This is a genomic window from Aneurinibacillus sp. UBA3580 (assembly GCF_002375825.1).
Taxonomy (GTDB): Bacteria; Bacillota; Bacilli; order Aneurinibacillales; family Aneurinibacillaceae; genus Aneurinibacillus; species Aneurinibacillus danicus.
In genome coordinates this window covers 872-19,326 of sequence record NZ_DFMZ01000082.1, presented here as the reverse complement: position 1 = coordinate 19,326, position 18,455 = coordinate 872, and the positions used below count along the sequence as shown (strand labels likewise).

The following is an 18,455-nucleotide window of genomic DNA, read 5'->3' as shown; positions in this document are numbered from 1 at the left end:
AATGAGAGAAAGGGCGGCTGACTTTTGTGGTACGAAGGAAAAGAGAGGAAAGAATGAGGAGAGGATTTTAATGTAGAAAAAGGCGAACGCCTTTTTCTTCCTCAGATCTTTTTTCCTCCCTCTTCTCCTTCTTTCTTCATGATTTTCACAGAAAACAGCTTATTAAGTGCTTCAATCTTTGCGTCGGTATAGTGCTTGTAGTTGTCGTTGTACGCCTTTGGCTCTTTCGGATTGGCGAAACGGGAGATGCTGCCGGTGACAGGGTGCACCCATTTGCTTGCAGCACCGCAGCCAAGCCCAATAATGGACTGTACCTCTTCCATAATCATAATGTTATACAGGCTCTCCCGACCCGGTTTTGCATAGCCTACATTCTCGAGATTGCCGAGGATGTTTTTCTGACGGTAGAGGTAATACGGCACATAACCGTTGTCCTTTGTCCAGCTCTCCGCCCTTTTCATCATCTCCTGAATTTCTTCGCGGCTTGCCACCCGATATTTCTCCTTGTTGCGCGTCATCTCTGAAGCGCGCTTAAAAGACAGCGTATGCACGGTAACAGACTCCGGCATGAGCTTCTCCGTCTCCGCAAGCGTATATTCAAACTCCGCCATACCTTCACCCGGCAGACCAATAATCAAATCCATATTAATATTATTCATACCGGATTGGCGTGCCAGGTGAAACTTATCAATCGTTTCCTGAACCGTATGATGGCGGCCGATCGCTTTCAGCGTTTCCTCGATATAAGATTGGGGATTGATACTAATCCGGTCGATGTTCCATTTGTTAAGCACAGCCAGCTTCTCGGGCGTAATCGTATCCGGTCGCCCTGCTTCCACGGTAATCTCCCGTACCTTATCCATATGAGGAAACGAGCTGTACATCTCTTCATACAGCATATCCATTTCTTCTGCCGTAATACTCGTAGGCGTACCGCCGCCAAAATAGATGGTTGTAATGCCCATATCGTTTTCCCTGAGCCAGCGACCAATCTCCCGCATTTCGTAATGAAGTCCGCCGAGAAACGAGTCGACAGATCCCTGTTTACCGTTAATAGCATAGGCCGGAAACGTACAATAAGCACATTTAGTCGGACAGAATGGAATGCCAATGTAGATGCTGACCTCATGGCGCAAATGATGCAAGTCAGGTACCATCGTCAACTGACGATCAACAATTTGCTGCATAAGTCTAATCTTTTCGTCACGAATCAGAAAATCTTCCTTCAATTCCCGGTGCGCCTGCTCCTTCGGTATGTTCTGCTGAATTCTACGGTGCAAAAGCTTTGTAGGGCGGATGCCCGTCAGGATGCCCCAGGGCTGCTCGATGTCCGTATATTGTTCAAGCACATCCAGCAGCGGATGGCTGATGACCTGTTTGGCCTGCTTGCGCCATTCCTTATCTTCTGGCTTATAAAGAACTTCGCGGGAATAGGACGATTCATACGTTTTCCCGCTCGCTTTCTCCACCAGACGGGCGTAAGCATGCAGTTCCTGCTCTCCATCCAGGCGCAGTTCAATTACAGCATCTGCATCAACCTCCGCGCCCGATTCAAAATTAACCTGAACCTTTTCAAAAAAAAGATGAATAATATGTTCTAAGGGCTGGCGGAACCTCTCCTCCACGCCCGTTACCTGTATAATCATAAAATAACCCCTTTAATTTAACGCTTTTCGTTACGAGTGTAGCGAAGTCCATGTAGAGGGTCAAGTGCAAACCTGAGTGGAACCCGGCTTTTTCATCCGATCCAATTTGACTAGTTTAAAATCCGGGTACATACATAGGAGAACTTTTTATTTTACATTTCCACTTCTTTTTAAATTTTGATACTATATATAAAGAAAAATCCTGTGAGACAAGATTGTTCAGAAGGAGTAGTGTCTATGGAAAAGCTAATGTTTCTAACGAAATTCCTCCGCTCGCCGAGAGACATCGGGAGCATAACGCCCAGCTCCCGCTTTCTCGCCAAAGCGATGGTGAAGCCGGTCGACTGGAGTTCTGCCAAGCATGTGGCCGAGCTCGGGGCCGGAACGGGAGTATTTACAAAATATATCGACCGCTTGCGTTCACCGGAATGCAAAGTGGTTATATTCGAACAGGATCGCGGCATGCGCCAGCGGCTTGAACGCCTGTATCCTGAACTGCACTATCATCATGATGCTTGCCAGATTACTTCCGCAATGAAGCAGTACGGAATTAACCAGTTCGACTACATACTGTCCGGCCTTCCTTTTACAAATTTCTCACAGGAGTTGCGTGATGAGATTATGAACGAAGTGGAAAAAGCGTTAAAGCCAGGCGGAATGTTCGTGGCATTTCAGTTCTCGCTGCAGATGAGAAAGCAGCTCTCAGAACGGTTTGAGAGGGTGAGCCTGGATTTTGTGCCGATGAATGTGCTGCCGGCATTTGTATATCGATGTGAAAAAGCCAGGTAAGTAATAGAAAGATGATGCGAGGCAGAAGATAATCGAATAACACGCTAAAACGTATATAACTTGACTCTCATATAAGAACCCCGATGCGGTTGTTTGCTTAAAACGACCGTATCGGGGTTCTTTACTGTGAAGTTCACCCCTTAGAATGGACATTGGAAAAAACCCTTGGTTTATCTGAAGAGAGAGGATTTTCAAACTAAACAGACGTTCGAATTCAACATTGTCGAAGTAGTTACTGCAACACCATCGAGAAGTAAAATAATATATTGCAAAACGACCTATGTCGTTATACTATGTAAATAGGGGGGGTGATTAAAATTGGATAGAGAAATAATGAAAGGTAGTATCGATATATTACTCCTTTTGGTTATTAAACAGAAAGATACATATGGATACGAGATTGTCCAAACATTAAAAGAAAAAAGTAATACATTTTATGAAATGAGTCACGGAACTCTTTATCCAGCTTTGAAACGTTTAGAGCAAAAGAGTTTGATTGAATCATACTGGGGAGAATCTGAGGTTGGGATACGAAGAAAATTTTATCGTATTACAATAAAAGGACAAATGGAGTTAGAAGAAAAACTTAATCAGTGGCACAAAATTCATAATTTAATTCAATCCTGTATATAGGGGGGATAGGAATGGATCGATTAAGAAAGTATATTGATGAAATTATTCAAGATTTAGATTGTGACGCTAATGAAAGGGAGGAGTTATCTGAAGAATTTTATGATCATCTTTTAGCTCTTAAAGATGAATATATGAATAAAGGTAAAACAAAGGAAGAAGCGGAAAAACTATCTATTAAAGAGTTTGGAAATTCGAAAATTATCTCTACAGATTTACAAAAGTTGATTTCCCCCTATCATAAAATAATAAAGAATCTATTTTGGTTTGTCTTTATAGCTTATTCCCTGATATGTATAAATAAACTTTTTTTAAGCCCACGTAGGCTTGCTAATATAAAATTTCCTGAGCATTACTTACCTAGTTATAATTTGATCCCATTTAAAAATACTTTTGAATATGCTACACAATTTCCAGATAGAATTGAAGTGTGGTTATATCCTTTATTTTACAAAGTGTTGCTTTTTATTCCTTTTGGATTTTTACTTCCATTTCTATTTAGAAACATGCAAAAGACAAAAAATACAGTTCTTTTAGCTATAATAGTAAGCGCAACAATTAAAACTTTACAATATATTACCCATTTAGGTGAATTTGATGTGAATGATATGATATTAAATCCGATTGGTGCTTTGATTGGATTCTACACGTTCATTCTACTAAGAAAAATAAACATAAAATCTTTTAACAAAAAGAGGACTTCTTATAAAAAAGCTTACTGATATCGATATAATTGCTATGTTAAAACATTAATGTTCACTTTTTGAAATCCTTTTTGTCTAAAAGTAATTTTCATATAAAAGACCGATAAATCACTATAAAAGCAGTGAATTACCGGTCTTTTTTGTAGAAAAAATTTTCTATGGTATTAAATCTATTGTTAATAATTAACCTGGGTTTTTAAGTGTTCCATACCCATCTAAAGTTACACCATCATTAGCTTTTCCTACAACAATATAATATGTTGAACCCGGTTGTAGACCACTAACATATTGAAGCTCGGTCCCATTATTTCTAGTAAAGTAAGCTCTACCTATAGGACTGGAACTCCCAACCTTAAACACGTCGATCCAATAAGTATTCGAAGGGCTTGACTCATAAGATGTGGCATTAGAATAAATAACAAGAGTACTAGCACCTGGTGCAAACCTCTGGGCTGTATCGGGATTAGTTGAAACTTTAATACTAAAAGTAAATTGATACGGCAAGAAAATAGTTCCGGCTGCCGTTACTTTTTCTAACTCATCTTTTGATACACTTTGGATTTGAATAGGATTTTGTTTATTCTCAGTTTCAGAAACTGCCTTAGCCTTTTTCAATAGTTCAGGGTCCTTTATATATTTTTCAATATCTTTGTTAAAAACCCGCGGATGCTCTCTAAATTTTCTTTCTGATTCTTCCGCCCATTCCTTCTGCTCTTCTAAGGTGCCAGATTCTAACTTATATACTTTTTGATCCTCCGAAATAATTGTTGCTTCGCTTGCAGATTGTTCATTAGTTGATGCAAAAACCGATGTAGCGTACGTTGGCGCTAATAGAGTTGCAGCTAAGGTAATGCCTAAAATAAGTTTTTTCATAATAAAACCTCCTCGTATAGTATGTTTAAGCCCCTCAAAATCACGAATTTCCAGTTGAATTTGAGAGACTATTAACCAAAAAACAAAGATATATTTTCCTCCCCTGTAACTGTAAAGAAGGGGAGGGGGACACCACGCACATCCAGATCATGGGACTGGACTTTTCATGATGTTCCTGGACAATGGTTCTTAGGATCGTTCAGGGAAACTCTCTATCCTCCTGTAGCTTTGACTACTTCAAAAGTCTGTTTCCCCGGTACTCGTTTGTACTTCTAACCCGCAGGCTGTTCTCTCTGACACTCCATGCTGGAAGATAGCAGCTTCCAGGCAGCCCATGGACCAGAGTAAGTTCTCATACGCGAGGCTGAGGCTGGGCGAGTGCGCCAGGGGCATCCTGAAGAGTCCATTTCCCTCGATCCTGTAAAGAAAGGAGGTCATCCCCATGCGGTTATATGTCGGAATTGACGTAAGCTCTCTCGATATGAAAATTTGTATGATGAATCAGGAGGGGGATACCCTCACATCCTTCACGGTGAAAAACAACCTTGAGGGTGCCCATTACGTACGAGATCAAATCCTTGCCCTTGCAGACAAACATCATAGCCAGCACATCCAGATTGGCCTGGAGTCTACCTCTGTCTATAGCTGGCATCCTGCGATGTTTCTCACAGATGATGAACAGCTTCGCAAGCGTCAAACGAAGGTCTTTACGATCAATCCAAAACTCATTCGAAAGTTTAAGGAAGCGTATGTGGATTTGGACAAGACCGATCAGATTTTTTATAAAGTGTATGTAAATATATTTTACATCCTTTTTTGGTAAATAAAGTAATAAATTATATATTAATTACAAAATGGTAATATTTTATAAATTTGTCGCTGTTTTCTTCCGATAATAAGGGGTGAATGATAAAAACGAGGAGAATGAAAAATGAGCGTAAGTTCTACTTATTTTAACAATCGTTCTGAATTTCAAATGCAAGCTACCTACATGACTGCAAGATTTATGCACGGATATCAGGGGAAGTTTGAAGAATTCAATGAAGTTATGAAAAATGCAAAAGAACCCATTAATCCGGCCCATGCAAAACAAATATCTGCTAAAGAATCAGCAGGAAAAATGGCAATGGGTACGAGTGAGTCATTGGTTAGACTTGCGGAACGAGGGGCAGAATTAGGCTTATGGGATGACAGTTTCTATCAACAGCGAATAAATCAAATAAAGCAACGCTCTCAAAAAAGTAATCATCTTGCGGTAGAAGAAAGAGCAGCAAATCAAAAAATGCAACTTCCTCAATTGTTAATTGAAAATAGAAGACAAGCTGCTACGGCTATGTATGAACAAAATTTGTTTTAGTTAAAAGGGATTGTAATCGAATTCTTAACCCTTCCTTACGTCTAAGCAAAAAGGGGGTAAAAGCACGAGGCCTTCACACCCTTTTCCAGCCTTTATTTATTTTCCACAATCAACGTAACCGGCCCGTCATTTACAAGAGCAACGTCCATCATCGCCCCGAAAACGCCGGTCTCTACGTTCAGTCCCTGCTCACGCAGCTTATCATTGAAAAAATCATACAGCGGCTTAGCCTGTTCGGGCCGGGCGGCTTCCACGAAGCTGGGACGCCTTCCTTTGCGCGTATCCCCGTATAGCGTAAACTGCGATACGGAAAGAATAGCGCCCCCTTCGTCCTTCACCGAACGATTCATTTTCCCGTTCTCATCTTCAAAGATTCGCAGATTGGCGATCTTCTCCGCCACATATTCCGCATCGTCTTTCGTATCCCCATGCGTAATCCCGACCAGCAGAACAAGTCCCCTTTCGATCTTCCCTACAATTTCTCCGTTTACGGTAACGGATGCTTGTCTGGATCGTTGAACAACTACGCGCATCGTGCGACAACCCTTTCTACGTATTCATCACCCGGCGTACGGAATACACATCGCGGATCTTCTTGATTCGCTCCACGACCTTATGCAGGTGATCGAGATTCTGAATTGAAATCGTCATATTAATCCTCGCCACACGGTTCTTATCCGACTTTCCGGACACCGCAGAGATGTTCGTCTTCGTATCGGCCACCGTCGCCAGCACTTCGTTAAGCAGCCCGCTCCGATCATGCCCGGTAATTTCAATATCGACATTGTACTCATGCTTTAAGTCCGCATCCCATTCGACCGGAATAAGACGCGCCTTATCCTCTTCGCTACAGGACTGAAGGTTTAAACAATCCTGACGGTGTACGGAAACGCCGCGGCCTCGGGTAATGAATCCGACAATGTCATCTCCGGGAACCGGGTTACAGCATTTCGAGAAACGAACAAGAAGGTTATCCACGCCTCTGACGCTTACGCCCTGGTCCGGGCGCTTACGGCGCGGCGCTTCCTGCTTAATCTCCGCAATATTGGACTGCTGTTCTTCCCGTTCTTTGCGCAGTTTGTCGGTTAAACGGGTGGCAATCTGCGCACCGGTAATGCCGCCGTAGCCAACCGCGGCAAACATGTCTTCTTCGCCCTGGAAGTTGAACTTGTTCGCTACTTCCTGCAGATTATCAGGCAGCATGACTTCCTTCGGTTCGAAGTTATTTTTACGCAGTTCGTTTTCTACCATCTCGCGGCCTTTGGCCACATTTTCTTCCCGCTTCTCTTTTTTGAACCATTGTTTAATCTTGTTGCGGGCATGGGATGACTTCGTAATCTTCAGCCAGTCGCGGCTCGGTCCATAGCTGTGCTTCGACGTTAACACTTCGATAATATCGCCTGTCTTTAGCTGATGATCGAGCGGTACAATTTTGCCGTTCACCTTGGCGCCAATTGTGCGATTTCCCACTTCGGAGTGGATGCGGTACGCAAAATCGAGAGGCACGGAACCTTTTGGCAGCTCGATGACGTCCCCTTTCGGAGTAAAGACAAAAACAAGGTCGGCAAACAGGTCCATTTTTAAGGACTCCATGAATTCCTGTGCGTCTTTTGTCTCCTGCTGCCATTCAAGAATCTCACGGAACCAGGAAAGTTTCGTTTCAAAACTCTCTCCGTCCCCGACCTTTTTCCCTTCCTTGTAGGCCCAATGGGCTGCAATCCCGTACTCGGCAATCCGGTGCATCTCCACTGTCCGAATCTGTACTTCCAACGGCTCGCCGTTCGGTCCGATAACGGTCGTATGCAATGATTGGTACATGTTCGCCTTCGGCATGGCAATGTAGTCTTTGAACCGGCCAGGCATCGGCTTCCACAGTGTATGCACAATCCCCAACGCCGCGTAGCAATCACGAATGTCATCTACAATAATCCGTACCGCCAGCAAATCATAAATCTCGTTAAACTCTTTGTTTTGCTTTACCATCTTACGGTAGATGCTGTAGATATGCTTCGGACGGCCGGAAATCTCGGCTTTAATATGAATCTCCTGCAGTTTCTCCTGCAGGGTGGCAATAACGCCTTCGATAAAATTCTCCCGCTCCGCCCGCTTCTTCTTCATTAAATTAACAATTCGGTAATACTGCTGCGGATTGATATAACGAAGTCCCGTATCCTCCATCTCCCATTTGATGGAGGCAATCCCAAGCCGGTGCGCCAGCGGAGCGAAAATCTCAAGCGTTTCGTCGGAAATCTGGCGCTGCTTCGCTTCGGACAGATGCTTGAGCGTCCGCATATTGTGCAGCCTGTCAGCCAGCTTAATTAACATCACGCGCAGATCTTTGGCCATCGCAAGAAACATCTTCCGGTGGTTTTCCGCCTGCTGCTGCTCTTTCGACTTGAATTTAATCCGTCCCAGCTTGGTAACCCCTTCGACCAGATTGGCCACTTCCGTTCCGAATTCCCGGGCAATTTCCTCGCTGGTCACGTCTGTATCTTCGACTACATCATGCATAAACGCCGCTGCCACGGTTACTGCATCCATCTGTAAATCGATAAGAATACCGGCTACAGCGATTGGATGAATGATATACGGCTCTCCTGATTTCCGCACCTGACCGTCGTGGGCTTTGCGGGCAAATTCGTATGCCCGCCACAGAAAATCGACGTCTTTTTCCGGCAGATACTTTTTCGCATTCTCTATAACCTGATCGATTGCGGTCTCAATCGCCGTTTCGATGCTCATGACACTATCTCCTTTGCCACTCCCCTGGAATATTACCTTTTATTATCTGTGAATTGTAAAGGAAAGTAAAGAGGGGGCTGATTCCACATGTCCTACCTGATGCAAAAAATCCTTCCCATGTGGACAACAAGGAAGGATCTCACACTATCATTAATATTGTACCAGCGTGAAAATATCATGCTCAGGGCCAAGCTTCTCACGGCCGTTGAGGTAAGTCAGTTCAATAAGAAACGTCAGACCGACAATTTCCCCGCCCAGTTTTTTCACCAAATCAATGGTCGTCTGAATCGTGCCACCGGTCGCCAGCAGGTCGTCGGCAATCAGCACGCGCTGTCCCGGCTGAATAGCGTCTTTGTGCATGGCCAGCGCATCTTTTCCATATTCAAGAGAATACTCTGCTTGAATTGTCTCAAACGGGAGCTTTCCTTTTTTGCGTACCGGCGCAAAGCCGGTTCCTAACTGAACGGCAAGCGGACAGCCGATTACGAAGCCGCGCGCTTCCGGTCCCACAATAATGTCCGGCTTCTTCTCTCGTGCGAATTCAGCCATCCGGTCGATCGCCGCACGGTATGCCGGTCCGTCCTTAAGCAGCGTCGTAATGTCTTTAAAACGAATGCCTTTCTGCGGATAATCGAGGATGACCCGAATCTTCTCTTTAAAATCCATGGTATATCTTCTCCTTTACAGGGGCGTCCTGCAGCGTAAATCGCTTCAAAAACGCACGCAATGATTGGTATGAGGAATATAAAAGCTCGGTTTCAAGCTCCAGCGCTTCCTTCTGCCGCTGGTACACAATTGATTCCGTTAAGTCCCGCTTTTCTTTCGCTTCTGCCAGCTGGTAACTTTGCTCATCTCGATTAAGAAATCCGAGGTCGCGGAATACTTCCAGAATGAACAAAACAGCGGACGGCGTCAATTTTTTCGCCTGCGCAAGCAGCGGAATATCGTTGTGTCCTAATGTTTTGTGGTGGTATACAGTTTTATACACTTCTTTAAACTGTTCACGAGAAGGCAGGGACGGCAGTGTGTTCGGCTCTTCATCGAACAGGCAATACAGTCGTTCCAACTCCGGTTGGGCACCCAGCGCTTCTTCAAGTTCTTGATAGGAATGGGGTAAATCATACAATACCAGCTGGCGTGTTGCCGAATTCGGCTCCAGATGGAGCGTACGCCATCCTCCGGCATGCTGTTCCAGCTGACGACGATTCTTTTCCCGAAATGCGACAATGCGTGCCGGCGCATTGCCGTCCAACTGTTTTATCTTCTCCGATTTATTGCGTGTCCCGCGCCAGTCAAATACCTGCAAACCCGGTACGGCTAGATCTTTGAGAATGAACTGCGCCCTGCGCTGATTGTTCCACTCATTGACTGCAAGCTCGCCCACTATGTTGGCCTCATCCTGCAGGGTCAGCTCGGCTGCCTGATCTGCCATCTTAAAACCAATGCCATCCAGTGTCACACCATCCTGACGAAACTGGCATTTCACATGGTTTTGCTCTTTTCCGATCGTGCGCAGATCGGCAATCTCGACGCCTTCAATGAGAATCTTGGGGCTTGGATTGCCCAGACCGAACGGCGCAAGCTTCTCCAGTTGTTCAATCGTTTCCAGAGTCGCTTCCGAAAGCCGGCAGACCGCATCCACCTTCGTGATCGGAATGTAATCGTCGGCAGTCAACCATTTCCGGGCCAATTCATTCAAGCGGTGACGAAGTTCCGGTACGTCACCTTCGGCCAGTGTCATGCCCGCCGCCATTGGATGGCCTCCATAATGCGGCAGGATGTCCGCGCATTCCGTCAATGCTTCATACATATTAAAACCCGCGATGCTGCGGGCGGACCCTTTGGCTTTGCCATGCTCTGAGTTAATGCTTAATACAATGGCCGGACGGTAGAATTTCTCGACCAGACGTGATGCCACAATACCGATGACGCCTTCATTCCAGCCTTCTTTGGCTACCACCAGCACATTCGTTTCTTCTTCCGGCATCGCCAGCACCAACTGCTCGGCTTCAGCTGCAATCGCTTCTACCAGTTCCTGACGCTCCCTATTCAAATCGTCCAGTTCCCGCGCGTACCGCTCCGCATCCTCAGGATTGCTCGTGATAAACATCTTGACAGCCCGGTCCGCCGTTTCCAGTCGGCCGGTCGCGTTGATGCGGGGCCCCATGCCGAAGCCGATATGATATGCCGAAACTTTTCCTTCGATACCGCACACTTTCTTGAGTGCCTGTACGCCCGGGTTAACCGAATGCTCGAGCGCTTTCAGCCCCAGCTTCGCAATGAGACGATTCTCGTCCACCAGCGACACGAGATCGGCGATGGTACCGATAGCCGCAATTTCAAGCAGATGGTGCGGAAGATCACCAAGCAATGCATGCGCAAACTTAAATGCCACCCCGGCTCCGGCCAGCATTTTGAACGGATAAGGACAGTTCGGCTTCTTCGGGTTTACTACTGCGTATGCATCCGGCAGGGTCTCCGGCGGTTCATGGTGATCGGTAATGATTAAATCAAGGCCGAGCTCTTTTGCCAGCTCAGCTTCTTTTACGGCGCTGATCCCTGTATCCACTGTGATGACTACAGAAAATCCGCTTTCCGCCGCTTTTACCAGCGCACCTTCATTTAATCCGTATCCTTCCGTAAAGCGGTTAGGAATGTAATATTGAAATGTGGCGCCGGCCATCCGCATCGTGTGAATCATGATGCTTGTGCTCGTCACGCCATCCGCGTCGTAATCACCATAAATCAGAATCCCCTCGCCGTGTTCAATAGCCCGCTTAATGCGTTCAACTGCCGCATCCATGCCGTCAAGCAGGAACGGGTCATAGAAATCCTGCAGGCTGCCGCCAAGGAACTTCTCCGCCGCCTCTGCAGTCTGAATCCCCCGTCCGACAAGCAATTGGGCCAGGAGCGGCGAAATATGTAATTGCTGCTGCAGTTGCAGTGCAAGTTCTTGGTCAACCTCTTCTATTTTCCAGCGGGTCTTCGATTTTACCAAAGTTTTCTCCCACCTCTCCCTTAAACACTTGTTCATTATACTAGAGAGAGGAAAAAACGGGCAACTATTGTTTAGTGCAAAATCGGACCTTCCCGCTCGGTTATGTCTGTTTCATGAAGCGGAGGGTAGTAAGTATCATTTTCTCTGGCACGTCCGTATGGATTAATGTGTACGAATACATTCTGCACATTTGCAAAAGTATCCAGCAGCACACGTTTCACCTGTTTGCCGATACGGTGTCCTTCTTCCACCGTGCTCTGCGCGTCTACGCTGATTTTTACATCGACGATAACGTAATGTCCATGCTCCCGGGCCAGCAATTCGTCAACGCGCAGCACGCCGGGTACCATTGCCGCCGTCTCACGCAATTCCTTGCTCTTCTCTTCATCCCAGACTACATCAAGCGTGCTGTGAATCGATTCTCGAAGCATGCGGTATGCCATTTGAATCACAAGTCCGGACACGAAGACCCCTGCCACCGGATCAAGGTAGACAAGCGCCGGGTAGCCCAGGCGCTGACCAAGAATGGCTCCGCCAATCCCAATTAAAGCAGCGAATGAAGAATATACATCCGAACGGTGTTCCCAGGCATTGGCGATAATTGCCTGACTGTTTAGCTCTTTGCCAATACGGTATTTATAACGGAACATCCATTCCTTAACCCCCATTGAAATAAGGGCAACATATACGGCCAGCATACCTGGAGCGATAATCGGCGCAAAAAATGATTGTACCGTATTATATGCCATCTCAAATCCCACTACAAACAAAATAATCGAAACGATAATGGCGGAGATAGGTTCCGCTTTACCATGGCCGTATGGGTGCTCAGGATCGGGCGGAACCTGTGAAGCACGCAGTCCGATAAGTACCGCAAATGATCCCACAATATCTGAAGCTGAATGAATCGCGTCTGCCAGCAGCGCTTTACTATTGGCAACCACTCCAATAATCGCTTTGACAACCGCCAAAGCAAGGTTGCCGACAATGCCTACCCAGGCAGCGAATCTGGCTTTGGCAAACCGTTCTCCACGCATACGCTAACACTCCTTTATTCCCTCTACGGCAGATTTTGTGCGTGAAAAAACCGCGGGCGCACCCCGCGGTTTTATCCTGTTTCCTTATAGTATGGCTTCCTTACGCTTCATTATTAGCAAGAGCCATTTTTTTCTTTTTCAAATCACGCTCTCTCCATGAAACCCAAATCTGACTCGCGATAAAAATGGAGGAGTAGGCCCCGAAAATTAACCCGATAATTAGTGCCAGCGTAAAATGACGAATGCTCTCTCCACCGAAAATGTAGAGGGCCAGGGCACAAATTACCACGGTCAAAACCGTATTAATAGAACGGGCCAGCGTTTGACCAATACTGTAATTTACGACATCTTCAACATCTTGTACCGTTTTCAGTTTAGCATGCTTCAGATTATCACGAATCCGGTCGAAGATGATGATGTTATCATGAATCGAATAGCCAACGATTGTTAGAATGGCAGCAATAAACGTTAATTCTACTTCAATTTGAAAAAGACTGAACAACGTAATAACGAGAAACACGTTATGCAAGAGTGCGATAATCGATGATAACGCGAAACGAAACTCAAAGCGAATCGTAATATAGATGACGATCCCAATCGAAGCCAATAACACGGAATACAGCGCAGAGCGCGCCAGCTCCTGACTGATAATCGGATTGACCGTGCTCTCCTGTAAAGATACATCTTTGCCGTATTTCATCTGCATGGCTTTGGTCAGCTTGGCGAATTCATCCTTATGAATCGGTTTCGCAAATTGAATCACAGCCATATCCTTCTTGTCGCCCGCCGTTGTTACACTCCCCGGCTTCAGACCCGCTTGTTCCACGCTTTGTTGTACTTCAGACTCGTTAAACGTTTTGCCGATTTGCACCTGCACCCTTGTCCCGCTTTTAAAGTCGACTCCAAGATTCAATCCGATCGTTAGAAGTGAAATAATCCCGGCAATAATCAGCACAGCAGAAACAAGAAAATACTTTTTTCTATGTTTTACGAAATCGAATTTATAGTTACTAAAATCATAGTTCACGGATGTCACGCTCCTTTACTCCGTAATAAGAAGGTTTATTAAACAGGTTTGAGCGTACCGCCAGACCCATCAAGAAACGGGCACCAGCCACCGACGTGAACAGGCCGACGAGAATACTTAAGATGAGAGTCACCGCAAAGCCGCGGATCGCACTCGATCCGAAGTAGAACAAAACCAATGCACCGATAATACTCGTAACATTGGCATCAAGAATGGTGCTCAATGAACGTTTAGAACCGGCACGCAGTGCGGATAAATACGATTTACCGCTCCGCAATTCTTCTTTAATTCTTTCATACATAATAATATTTGCGTCCACGGCCATACCAATCCCGAGAATAAAGGCAGCAATGCCCGGCAGCGTAAGCGTAACACCCATAAGGTTTTGCAATAAAAGCAGCAAATAGATATATGCCACTACTGTAATGCAGGCAATGAAGCCCGGCATTCGGTAGTACACAATCATGAACAGGAAAACGATGAGTGTACCGACAACACCAGCTTCTATTCCGCTCTCAAGCGCTTCTTGTCCCAGCTTCGCCCCGACGCTTGTCGAGAATACTTCCTTCATTTTCACCGGCAGTGCGCCAGCATTAAGGATAGCGGCCAAATCCTTGGCTTCCTGGATGTCCTTCTGTCCATCAATCTGGGCAGTTCCGTTCGGAATTACTTGCTGGATGACCGGCGCAGTAATTAACTGTTCGTCAAGGAAGATGGCCATTGGCTGTCCTACGTATTTCTGGGTTACGTTAGCGAACTTCTTCGGGTCTTTAAACTGCAGCGTCACAACCGGCTGCTGTGTCTGCGGATCCAGTACGCCCTGCGCACCATTCTCCGCCAAATCGCTTCCGCTCATTAGTATATTTCCCTGCATATCACGGAACGTCAAATTCGCAGGCTTTCCAATCATATCACGGGCTTTTTCCTGATCTGTAACACCGGCCAGGCGGACACGGATCCGGTTCTCGCCTTCTGCCTGAATCTCCGGCTCGGCTATCCCCAGCTTATTCACCCGATTATCCAGCGCCTTCGTTGCGTCTATTAATGTTTGTTTCGTCACCTTCTGTTTTTCATCGAGGGGCGACACCTCATATAATATTTCAAATCCCCCGCGTAAATCCAGGCCGAGGGTCGTGCCCATCGCTACTTTTTTCCCAGTCAAAGCAACCGTAGCAAAAACAACAGCTACAATAACGAGGAGAGTAACAAGACGACTCCACTTAATCATCTCCCGTAGTTCCTCCTTTTTCAAGCAATACATTTTATTATAGCCACTCCTATTTTTCACTGTCAATTTACCCTTCCCCTTAAAGGAAATTCAACAGCGCATAGAAGCTATACTCTATACTCTCCTCTGCTTCACAGCTAAACATCCGTAGAAACAAAAGAAAACGAGCGCACACCACTTTTTGTGCGGCCCGTTATCTTTTACGTATACGCAAAACATTTGTTTCGTAAAATCAAATGACAAATTGTTCACGTTTTCTTACATTGACCCGCCTTTGTACGCACGCATGGTCATCCAGTTCATCCAGCGGCCGGGCTTTAAGGACAAAATGTCGTTGACCACCTTGTGAAGCGGCGGCATTTCCTTATATTTTTCCGAAACACACTCCCAGATTTCTTCCATTGTAATATCCTCATAACCCAGCATTGCAAATTCTTGTACTTTAATCTCGCACACGTACGCCAGCTTCTCGTCAAGCGGCTGTTTCTGTATCATAGGTAAAGCCTCCTGTCTCCGTTAATTTCAGGCATGTTTGCTTGGGGTACATGCATATGCTGTCAACAAATATGCATGGGAAAAGAGAGGACATATTATGACGAAACAAACATTTATGAAAGGAACGCTCATTCTTATTCTTGCCGGTCTGATTGTCAAAGTACTCGGCTTTATCAATCGGGTTATGCTGGCCCGGATTATCGGGGCGGAAGGTCTTGGACTGTATCAGATGGCAGTCCCGACGTTTGTCCTGATTATCTCCCTCGCCACCTTTGGTTTAAACGTCTCGGTGTCCAAGCTCATCGCCGAAGCGGATGCGCAGGGAGAGAGCGGAAAGGTACGGGCTATCCTGCAAATGTCCCTCGTTATCGTATTCGTACTTAGCATTGTCTTCACCGCGATCATGCTGGTGGGCGCTTCCGTAATTTCCCGTTATTTCCTTACTGACGAACGGGCATTTTATCCGCTCATAGCCATTGCACCCATCGTGCCCATTGTTGCCGTATCCTCGGTGCTGCGCGGCTATTTTCAAGGCAAACAGAACATGGTGCCGACCGCAAGCTCGCAGGTCGTAGAACAAATTGTCCGCATGTTTACCGTCATCATTCTCGCATCCTGGCTTATGCCTCACGGGGTGGAATACGCTGCGGCGGGCGCAATGATCGGTGTCGTCCTCGGAGAAGGCGTCGGCATGCTAAGCCTCTTCCTCCAGTTCCGCAGACAGCGCTTACCGAAACTGCTGAAACGGCACAGCCTGTCCGGTCTGCTGGATAAGAACCGTGATACCTTCCGCAGCCTCCTTGATATCTCAATCCCGGTTACGACCAGCCGGATCGTTGCCTCGTTGACATTTTTTATCGAGCCGATTGTCGTTGCGCAGAGCCTTTTACTGGCCGGGATTTCTGCGAGCACCGCAACCAGCTTTTACGGTCAGCTGGCTGGAATGGCCATTCCTCTCTTACTCTTTCCGACTTTTATTACGTATTCGCTTTCGGTTTCGCTCGTTCCTGCTGTCGCGGAAGCCGCTGCACAAAAAAATGACAAACTTATCTATCGTCGAATCTATCAATCCGTTCGGCTAGCACTCGTCATCGGTGCCCCCTGCGCCGCCCTGCTGTATGTCTTTGCCGAACCGTTGGCCACCCTGTTGTATCACGATGAAAAAGTCGGGCATTTTCTGAAGCTGATGGCCCCTTACTCTATCTTTCTGTATTTTCAGGCGCCGCTGCAGGCCGCACTTCAAGGGCTTGATCATGCGAAGGTGGCAATGCGCAACACCATCATCGGCGCTCTGTTGAAAACGGCCGCCATCTTTCTGCTCGCATCTCGTCCGGAGCTTGGCGTTGACGGAGTGGTACTCTCGGTCAATATCAGCATTCTATCGGTAACGCTCCTGCATTTCTTCAGCATCAGCAAAATCACGGGCTTCACAATAGAAGTAAAAGATTTGGCTAAAGTGGCATTCAGCGTAGCGCTTTCCGGTTATACCACCCTGCATATGACACGCTACTGGTCGCATTTGATGGATTTATCACAAGCGATGCTGCTCGCCTCCTGTCTGGGGCTTATCATTTATACGCTGCTGCTTATCTGGCTGCGGGTGCTCGGCAAGCAGGATGTGCAGCGTATTCCATGGGTCGGAGCGGCACTTGCCCATTTCCTTCCTAAACGCTAAAAAACCAAAAGCAGACAGAAAATAAGGCGTTATTTCCTCTGTACCGAATGGCATTCTTCCAGACGTCGGAAAGACATCCTTTTTTTGTCTGCTTTTCTACAGCCAGCGCTTTCGTTTGAAATAAAGAAGCATAAGGGCGATTACGGTGAATAATACAGCCATGATTATCCAGAAGCTGTATGCCTTTTCCTCTCCCGGCAAAGGCACATTCATGCCCATCAGTCCGGTAATAAACGTAAGCGGCATCATGATAGTAGAAATAATCGTCAGAATCCGCATGGTCTCCGTCGTCTTGGCGCTTACGATAGAGTAGTACGTATCAAGCGCTCCGTTTACGAGATCGCGAAACGTCTCCGTCGAATCGACGATGCGTTCAAGATGGTCGACTAAGTCGATATAGAACGGAATGTTTTCCTCATTGATTTCAAACAACATGGTCCCATTTACAGGTGCGAAAATTCTCTTCTGCGGCAGGATTACGCGGCGGATTAAAATGATGGTCCGCTTCAGTGCCAGGAATTCCTCGGTAATCTCTTCCATTTGATGTTCGTAGATTTCATCTTCCAATTCGTCAATCCGGACGCTAATCCGGTCCATAATCGGAAAATATTCATCCGTAATACCATCGACAATGGAATATAGCAGAAAATCCGGCCCCCGGTTCATAAACTGCTTGCTGTGCAGGCTTGTCGCCGCAATCCGCCCGATCGAAGGCATGGGCCGTTTATGAATCGTTACAATATAATTCAGTCCTAAAAATACATTCAGCTCAAGTGTAGTAATCTCATTATCGCTTTCCTCATTGTAGCGGAGAGCATGAATGACGAAAAAATAATAGTCTTCATAGTCGTCGACTTTTGCCCGGGGGCTTACATGCAGGCAGTCTTCGATCGCCAGTGGGTGAAACCCGAAAATGTCGGCCACATACTGCAGCTCGTCGTTGCCCACGTCGTACAGATCAATCCAGAGCAGATCTTCCGGCGAGCGCAGGAAGCTATGCACCTGATTCAGGTCGACGTCATGCTGCATCGCTTGCTGTGAATGGTTATAAAAATATGTTTTAATCACAAATTTCCACCCCCTGTCATACAGGCAGGCAGGCGCCGGGCACGCCCGCTGCTTTTATCATCATACGAAAAAACATCCACGCTTTCAAACAGAAATATGGAAAAAACCACCATAGATTCTCAGCAGCAACCCCGGCATGAACATCACGGGAAGGACAGATAACTTTTACGGTACGAAGGAAAAGAG

17 protein-coding genes are annotated in these 18,455 nt (G+C 46.2%); 6 read left to right on the top strand and 11 right to left on the bottom strand.

Annotation, left to right across the window (positions count from 1 at the left end; genetic code table 11):
• Positions 1-101: 101 nt before the first annotated feature.
• Positions 102-1,646, bottom strand: a complete 1,545-nt coding sequence (locus tag B2899_RS12455; protein WP_286886207.1) for a coproporphyrinogen III oxidase — start codon at positions 1,644-1,646, stop codon at positions 102-104.
• 237 nt (positions 1,647-1,883) lie between these two features.
• On the opposite strand from B2899_RS12455, the gene B2899_RS12450 reads away from it, so the two are divergent.
• The 3 genes from B2899_RS12450 (at position 1,884) to B2899_RS12440 (ending at position 3,787) form a co-directional block, all read left to right on the top strand.
• Positions 1,884-2,435 (top strand): class I SAM-dependent methyltransferase, encoded by a 552-nt coding sequence (locus B2899_RS12450; RefSeq protein ID WP_286886205.1) that lies wholly within the window; start codon positions 1,884-1,886, stop codon positions 2,433-2,435.
• A gap of 318 nt (positions 2,436-2,753) precedes the next feature.
• The gene (locus B2899_RS12445) at positions 2,754-3,068 is read left to right on the top strand and encodes a PadR family transcriptional regulator (protein WP_286886203.1); all 315 of its coding nucleotides are present in this window, start codon (positions 2,754-2,756) and stop codon (positions 3,066-3,068) included.
• Positions 3,069-3,079: 11 nt separating this feature from the next.
• A complete protein-coding gene (locus tag B2899_RS12440; protein ID WP_146812501.1) occupies positions 3,080-3,787 on the top strand; it encodes a VanZ family protein in 708 nt (235 codons plus the stop codon).
• A gap of 165 nt (positions 3,788-3,952) precedes the next feature.
• Here B2899_RS12440 and B2899_RS12435 read toward each other — a convergent pair whose 3' ends face one another.
• Positions 3,953-4,642 (bottom strand): hypothetical protein, encoded by a 690-nt coding sequence (locus B2899_RS12435; protein ID WP_286886200.1) that lies wholly within the window; start codon positions 4,640-4,642, stop codon positions 3,953-3,955.
• Positions 4,643-5,084: 442 nt separating this feature from the next.
• On the opposite strand from B2899_RS12435, the gene B2899_RS12430 reads away from it, so the two are divergent.
• Together B2899_RS12430 and B2899_RS12425 are read left to right on the top strand one after the other, a co-directional pair.
• Positions 5,085-5,465: an IS110 family transposase gene (locus tag B2899_RS12430; RefSeq protein ID WP_286886198.1), complete on the top strand. Its 381-nt coding sequence runs from the start codon at positions 5,085-5,087 to the stop codon at positions 5,463-5,465.
• A 108-nt stretch (positions 5,466-5,573) separates the two neighbouring features.
• Positions 5,574-5,999: a hypothetical protein gene (locus B2899_RS12425; RefSeq protein ID WP_146808383.1), complete on the top strand. Its 426-nt coding sequence runs from the start codon at positions 5,574-5,576 to the stop codon at positions 5,997-5,999.
• 92 nt (positions 6,000-6,091) lie between these two features.
• Here B2899_RS12425 and dtd read toward each other — a convergent pair whose 3' ends face one another.
• From dtd to B2899_RS12385, 8 genes are all read right to left on the bottom strand, one after another.
• Complete coding sequence (gene dtd, locus B2899_RS12420) at positions 6,092-6,532, bottom strand: D-aminoacyl-tRNA deacylase (RefSeq protein WP_286886196.1); 441 nt, start codon at positions 6,530-6,532, stop codon at positions 6,092-6,094.
• A 16-nt stretch (positions 6,533-6,548) separates the two neighbouring features.
• On the bottom strand, positions 6,549-8,741 hold the full coding sequence (locus tag B2899_RS12415; protein WP_146808381.1) for a RelA/SpoT family protein: 2,193 nt from the start codon (positions 8,739-8,741) through the stop codon (positions 6,549-6,551).
• A 150-nt stretch (positions 8,742-8,891) separates the two neighbouring features.
• Positions 8,892-9,407: an adenine phosphoribosyltransferase gene (locus tag B2899_RS12410; protein WP_146808380.1), complete on the bottom strand. Its 516-nt coding sequence runs from the start codon at positions 9,405-9,407 to the stop codon at positions 8,892-8,894.
• Complete coding sequence (gene recJ, locus B2899_RS12405; protein WP_286886192.1) at positions 9,397-11,739, bottom strand: single-stranded-DNA-specific exonuclease RecJ; 2,343 nt, start codon at positions 11,737-11,739, stop codon at positions 9,397-9,399. The genes B2899_RS12410 and recJ overlap by 11 nt, the downstream gene beginning before the upstream one ends.
• 71 nt (positions 11,740-11,810) lie before the next feature.
• Positions 11,811-12,776, bottom strand: a complete 966-nt coding sequence (locus B2899_RS12400; protein WP_286886190.1) for a cation diffusion facilitator family transporter — start codon at positions 12,774-12,776, stop codon at positions 11,811-11,813.
• Positions 12,777-12,876: 100 nt separating this feature from the next.
• The gene (gene secF / locus B2899_RS12395; RefSeq protein WP_286886188.1) at positions 12,877-13,803 is read right to left on the bottom strand and encodes a protein translocase subunit SecF; all 927 of its coding nucleotides are present in this window, start codon (positions 13,801-13,803) and stop codon (positions 12,877-12,879) included.
• Entirely contained in the window at positions 13,793-15,031 is a 1,239-nt protein-coding gene (gene secD, locus B2899_RS12390; protein ID WP_286886186.1) for a protein translocase subunit SecD, read from the bottom strand. Before secD ends, secF begins: the two co-directional genes overlap by 11 nt.
• A 258-nt stretch (positions 15,032-15,289) precedes the next feature.
• Positions 15,290-15,526, bottom strand: coding sequence for a post-transcriptional regulator (locus B2899_RS12385; protein ID WP_286886183.1), 237 nt, complete (start codon positions 15,524-15,526; stop codon positions 15,290-15,292).
• 97 nt (positions 15,527-15,623) lie between these two features.
• Here B2899_RS12385 and spoVB point away from each other — a divergent pair, with 97 nt between their 5' ends.
• Complete coding sequence (gene spoVB / locus B2899_RS12380; protein ID WP_146808374.1) at positions 15,624-17,201, top strand: stage V sporulation protein B; 1,578 nt, start codon at positions 15,624-15,626, stop codon at positions 17,199-17,201.
• 96 nt (positions 17,202-17,297) lie between these two features.
• On the opposite strand, the gene corA is transcribed toward spoVB, so the two are convergent.
• Positions 17,298-18,269, bottom strand: a complete 972-nt coding sequence (gene corA, locus B2899_RS12375) for a magnesium/cobalt transporter CorA (RefSeq protein ID WP_146808373.1) — start codon at positions 18,267-18,269, stop codon at positions 17,298-17,300.
• Positions 18,270-18,455 lie beyond the last annotated feature (186 nt).

Excerpts from the sequence above, each read along its gene's own strand:
- B2899_RS12455 (WP_286886207.1), bottom strand. The coding sequence starts at position 1,646 with ATGATTATACAGGTAACGGGCGTGGAGGAGAGGTTCCGCCAGCCCTTA.
- B2899_RS12450 (WP_286886205.1), top strand. The coding sequence starts at position 1,884 with ATGGAAAAGCTAATGTTTCTAACGAAATTCCTCCGCTCGCCGAGAGAC.
- B2899_RS12440 (WP_146812501.1), top strand. The coding sequence starts at position 3,080 with ATGGATCGATTAAGAAAGTATATTGATGAAATTATTCAAGATTTAGAT.
- B2899_RS12435 (WP_286886200.1), bottom strand. The coding sequence starts at position 4,642 with ATGAAAAAACTTATTTTAGGCATTACCTTAGCTGCAACTCTATTAGCG.
- B2899_RS12430 (WP_286886198.1), top strand. The coding sequence starts at position 5,085 with ATGCGGTTATATGTCGGAATTGACGTAAGCTCTCTCGATATGAAAATT.
- B2899_RS12425 (WP_146808383.1), top strand. The coding sequence starts at position 5,574 with ATGAGCGTAAGTTCTACTTATTTTAACAATCGTTCTGAATTTCAAATG.
- dtd (WP_286886196.1), bottom strand. The coding sequence starts at position 6,532 with ATGCGCGTAGTTGTTCAACGATCCAGACAAGCATCCGTTACCGTAAAC.
- B2899_RS12415 (WP_146808381.1), bottom strand. The coding sequence starts at position 8,741 with ATGAGCATCGAAACGGCGATTGAGACCGCAATCGATCAGGTTATAGAG.
- B2899_RS12410 (WP_146808380.1), bottom strand. The coding sequence starts at position 9,407 with ATGGATTTTAAAGAGAAGATTCGGGTCATCCTCGATTATCCGCAGAAA.
- B2899_RS12400 (WP_286886190.1), bottom strand. The coding sequence starts at position 12,776 with ATGCGTGGAGAACGGTTTGCCAAAGCCAGATTCGCTGCCTGGGTAGGC.
- secD (WP_286886186.1), bottom strand. The coding sequence starts at position 15,031 with ATGATTAAGTGGAGTCGTCTTGTTACTCTCCTCGTTATTGTAGCTGTT.
- B2899_RS12385 (WP_286886183.1), bottom strand. The coding sequence starts at position 15,526 with ATGATACAGAAACAGCCGCTTGACGAGAAGCTGGCGTACGTGTGCGAG.
- spoVB (WP_146808374.1), top strand. The coding sequence starts at position 15,624 with ATGACGAAACAAACATTTATGAAAGGAACGCTCATTCTTATTCTTGCC.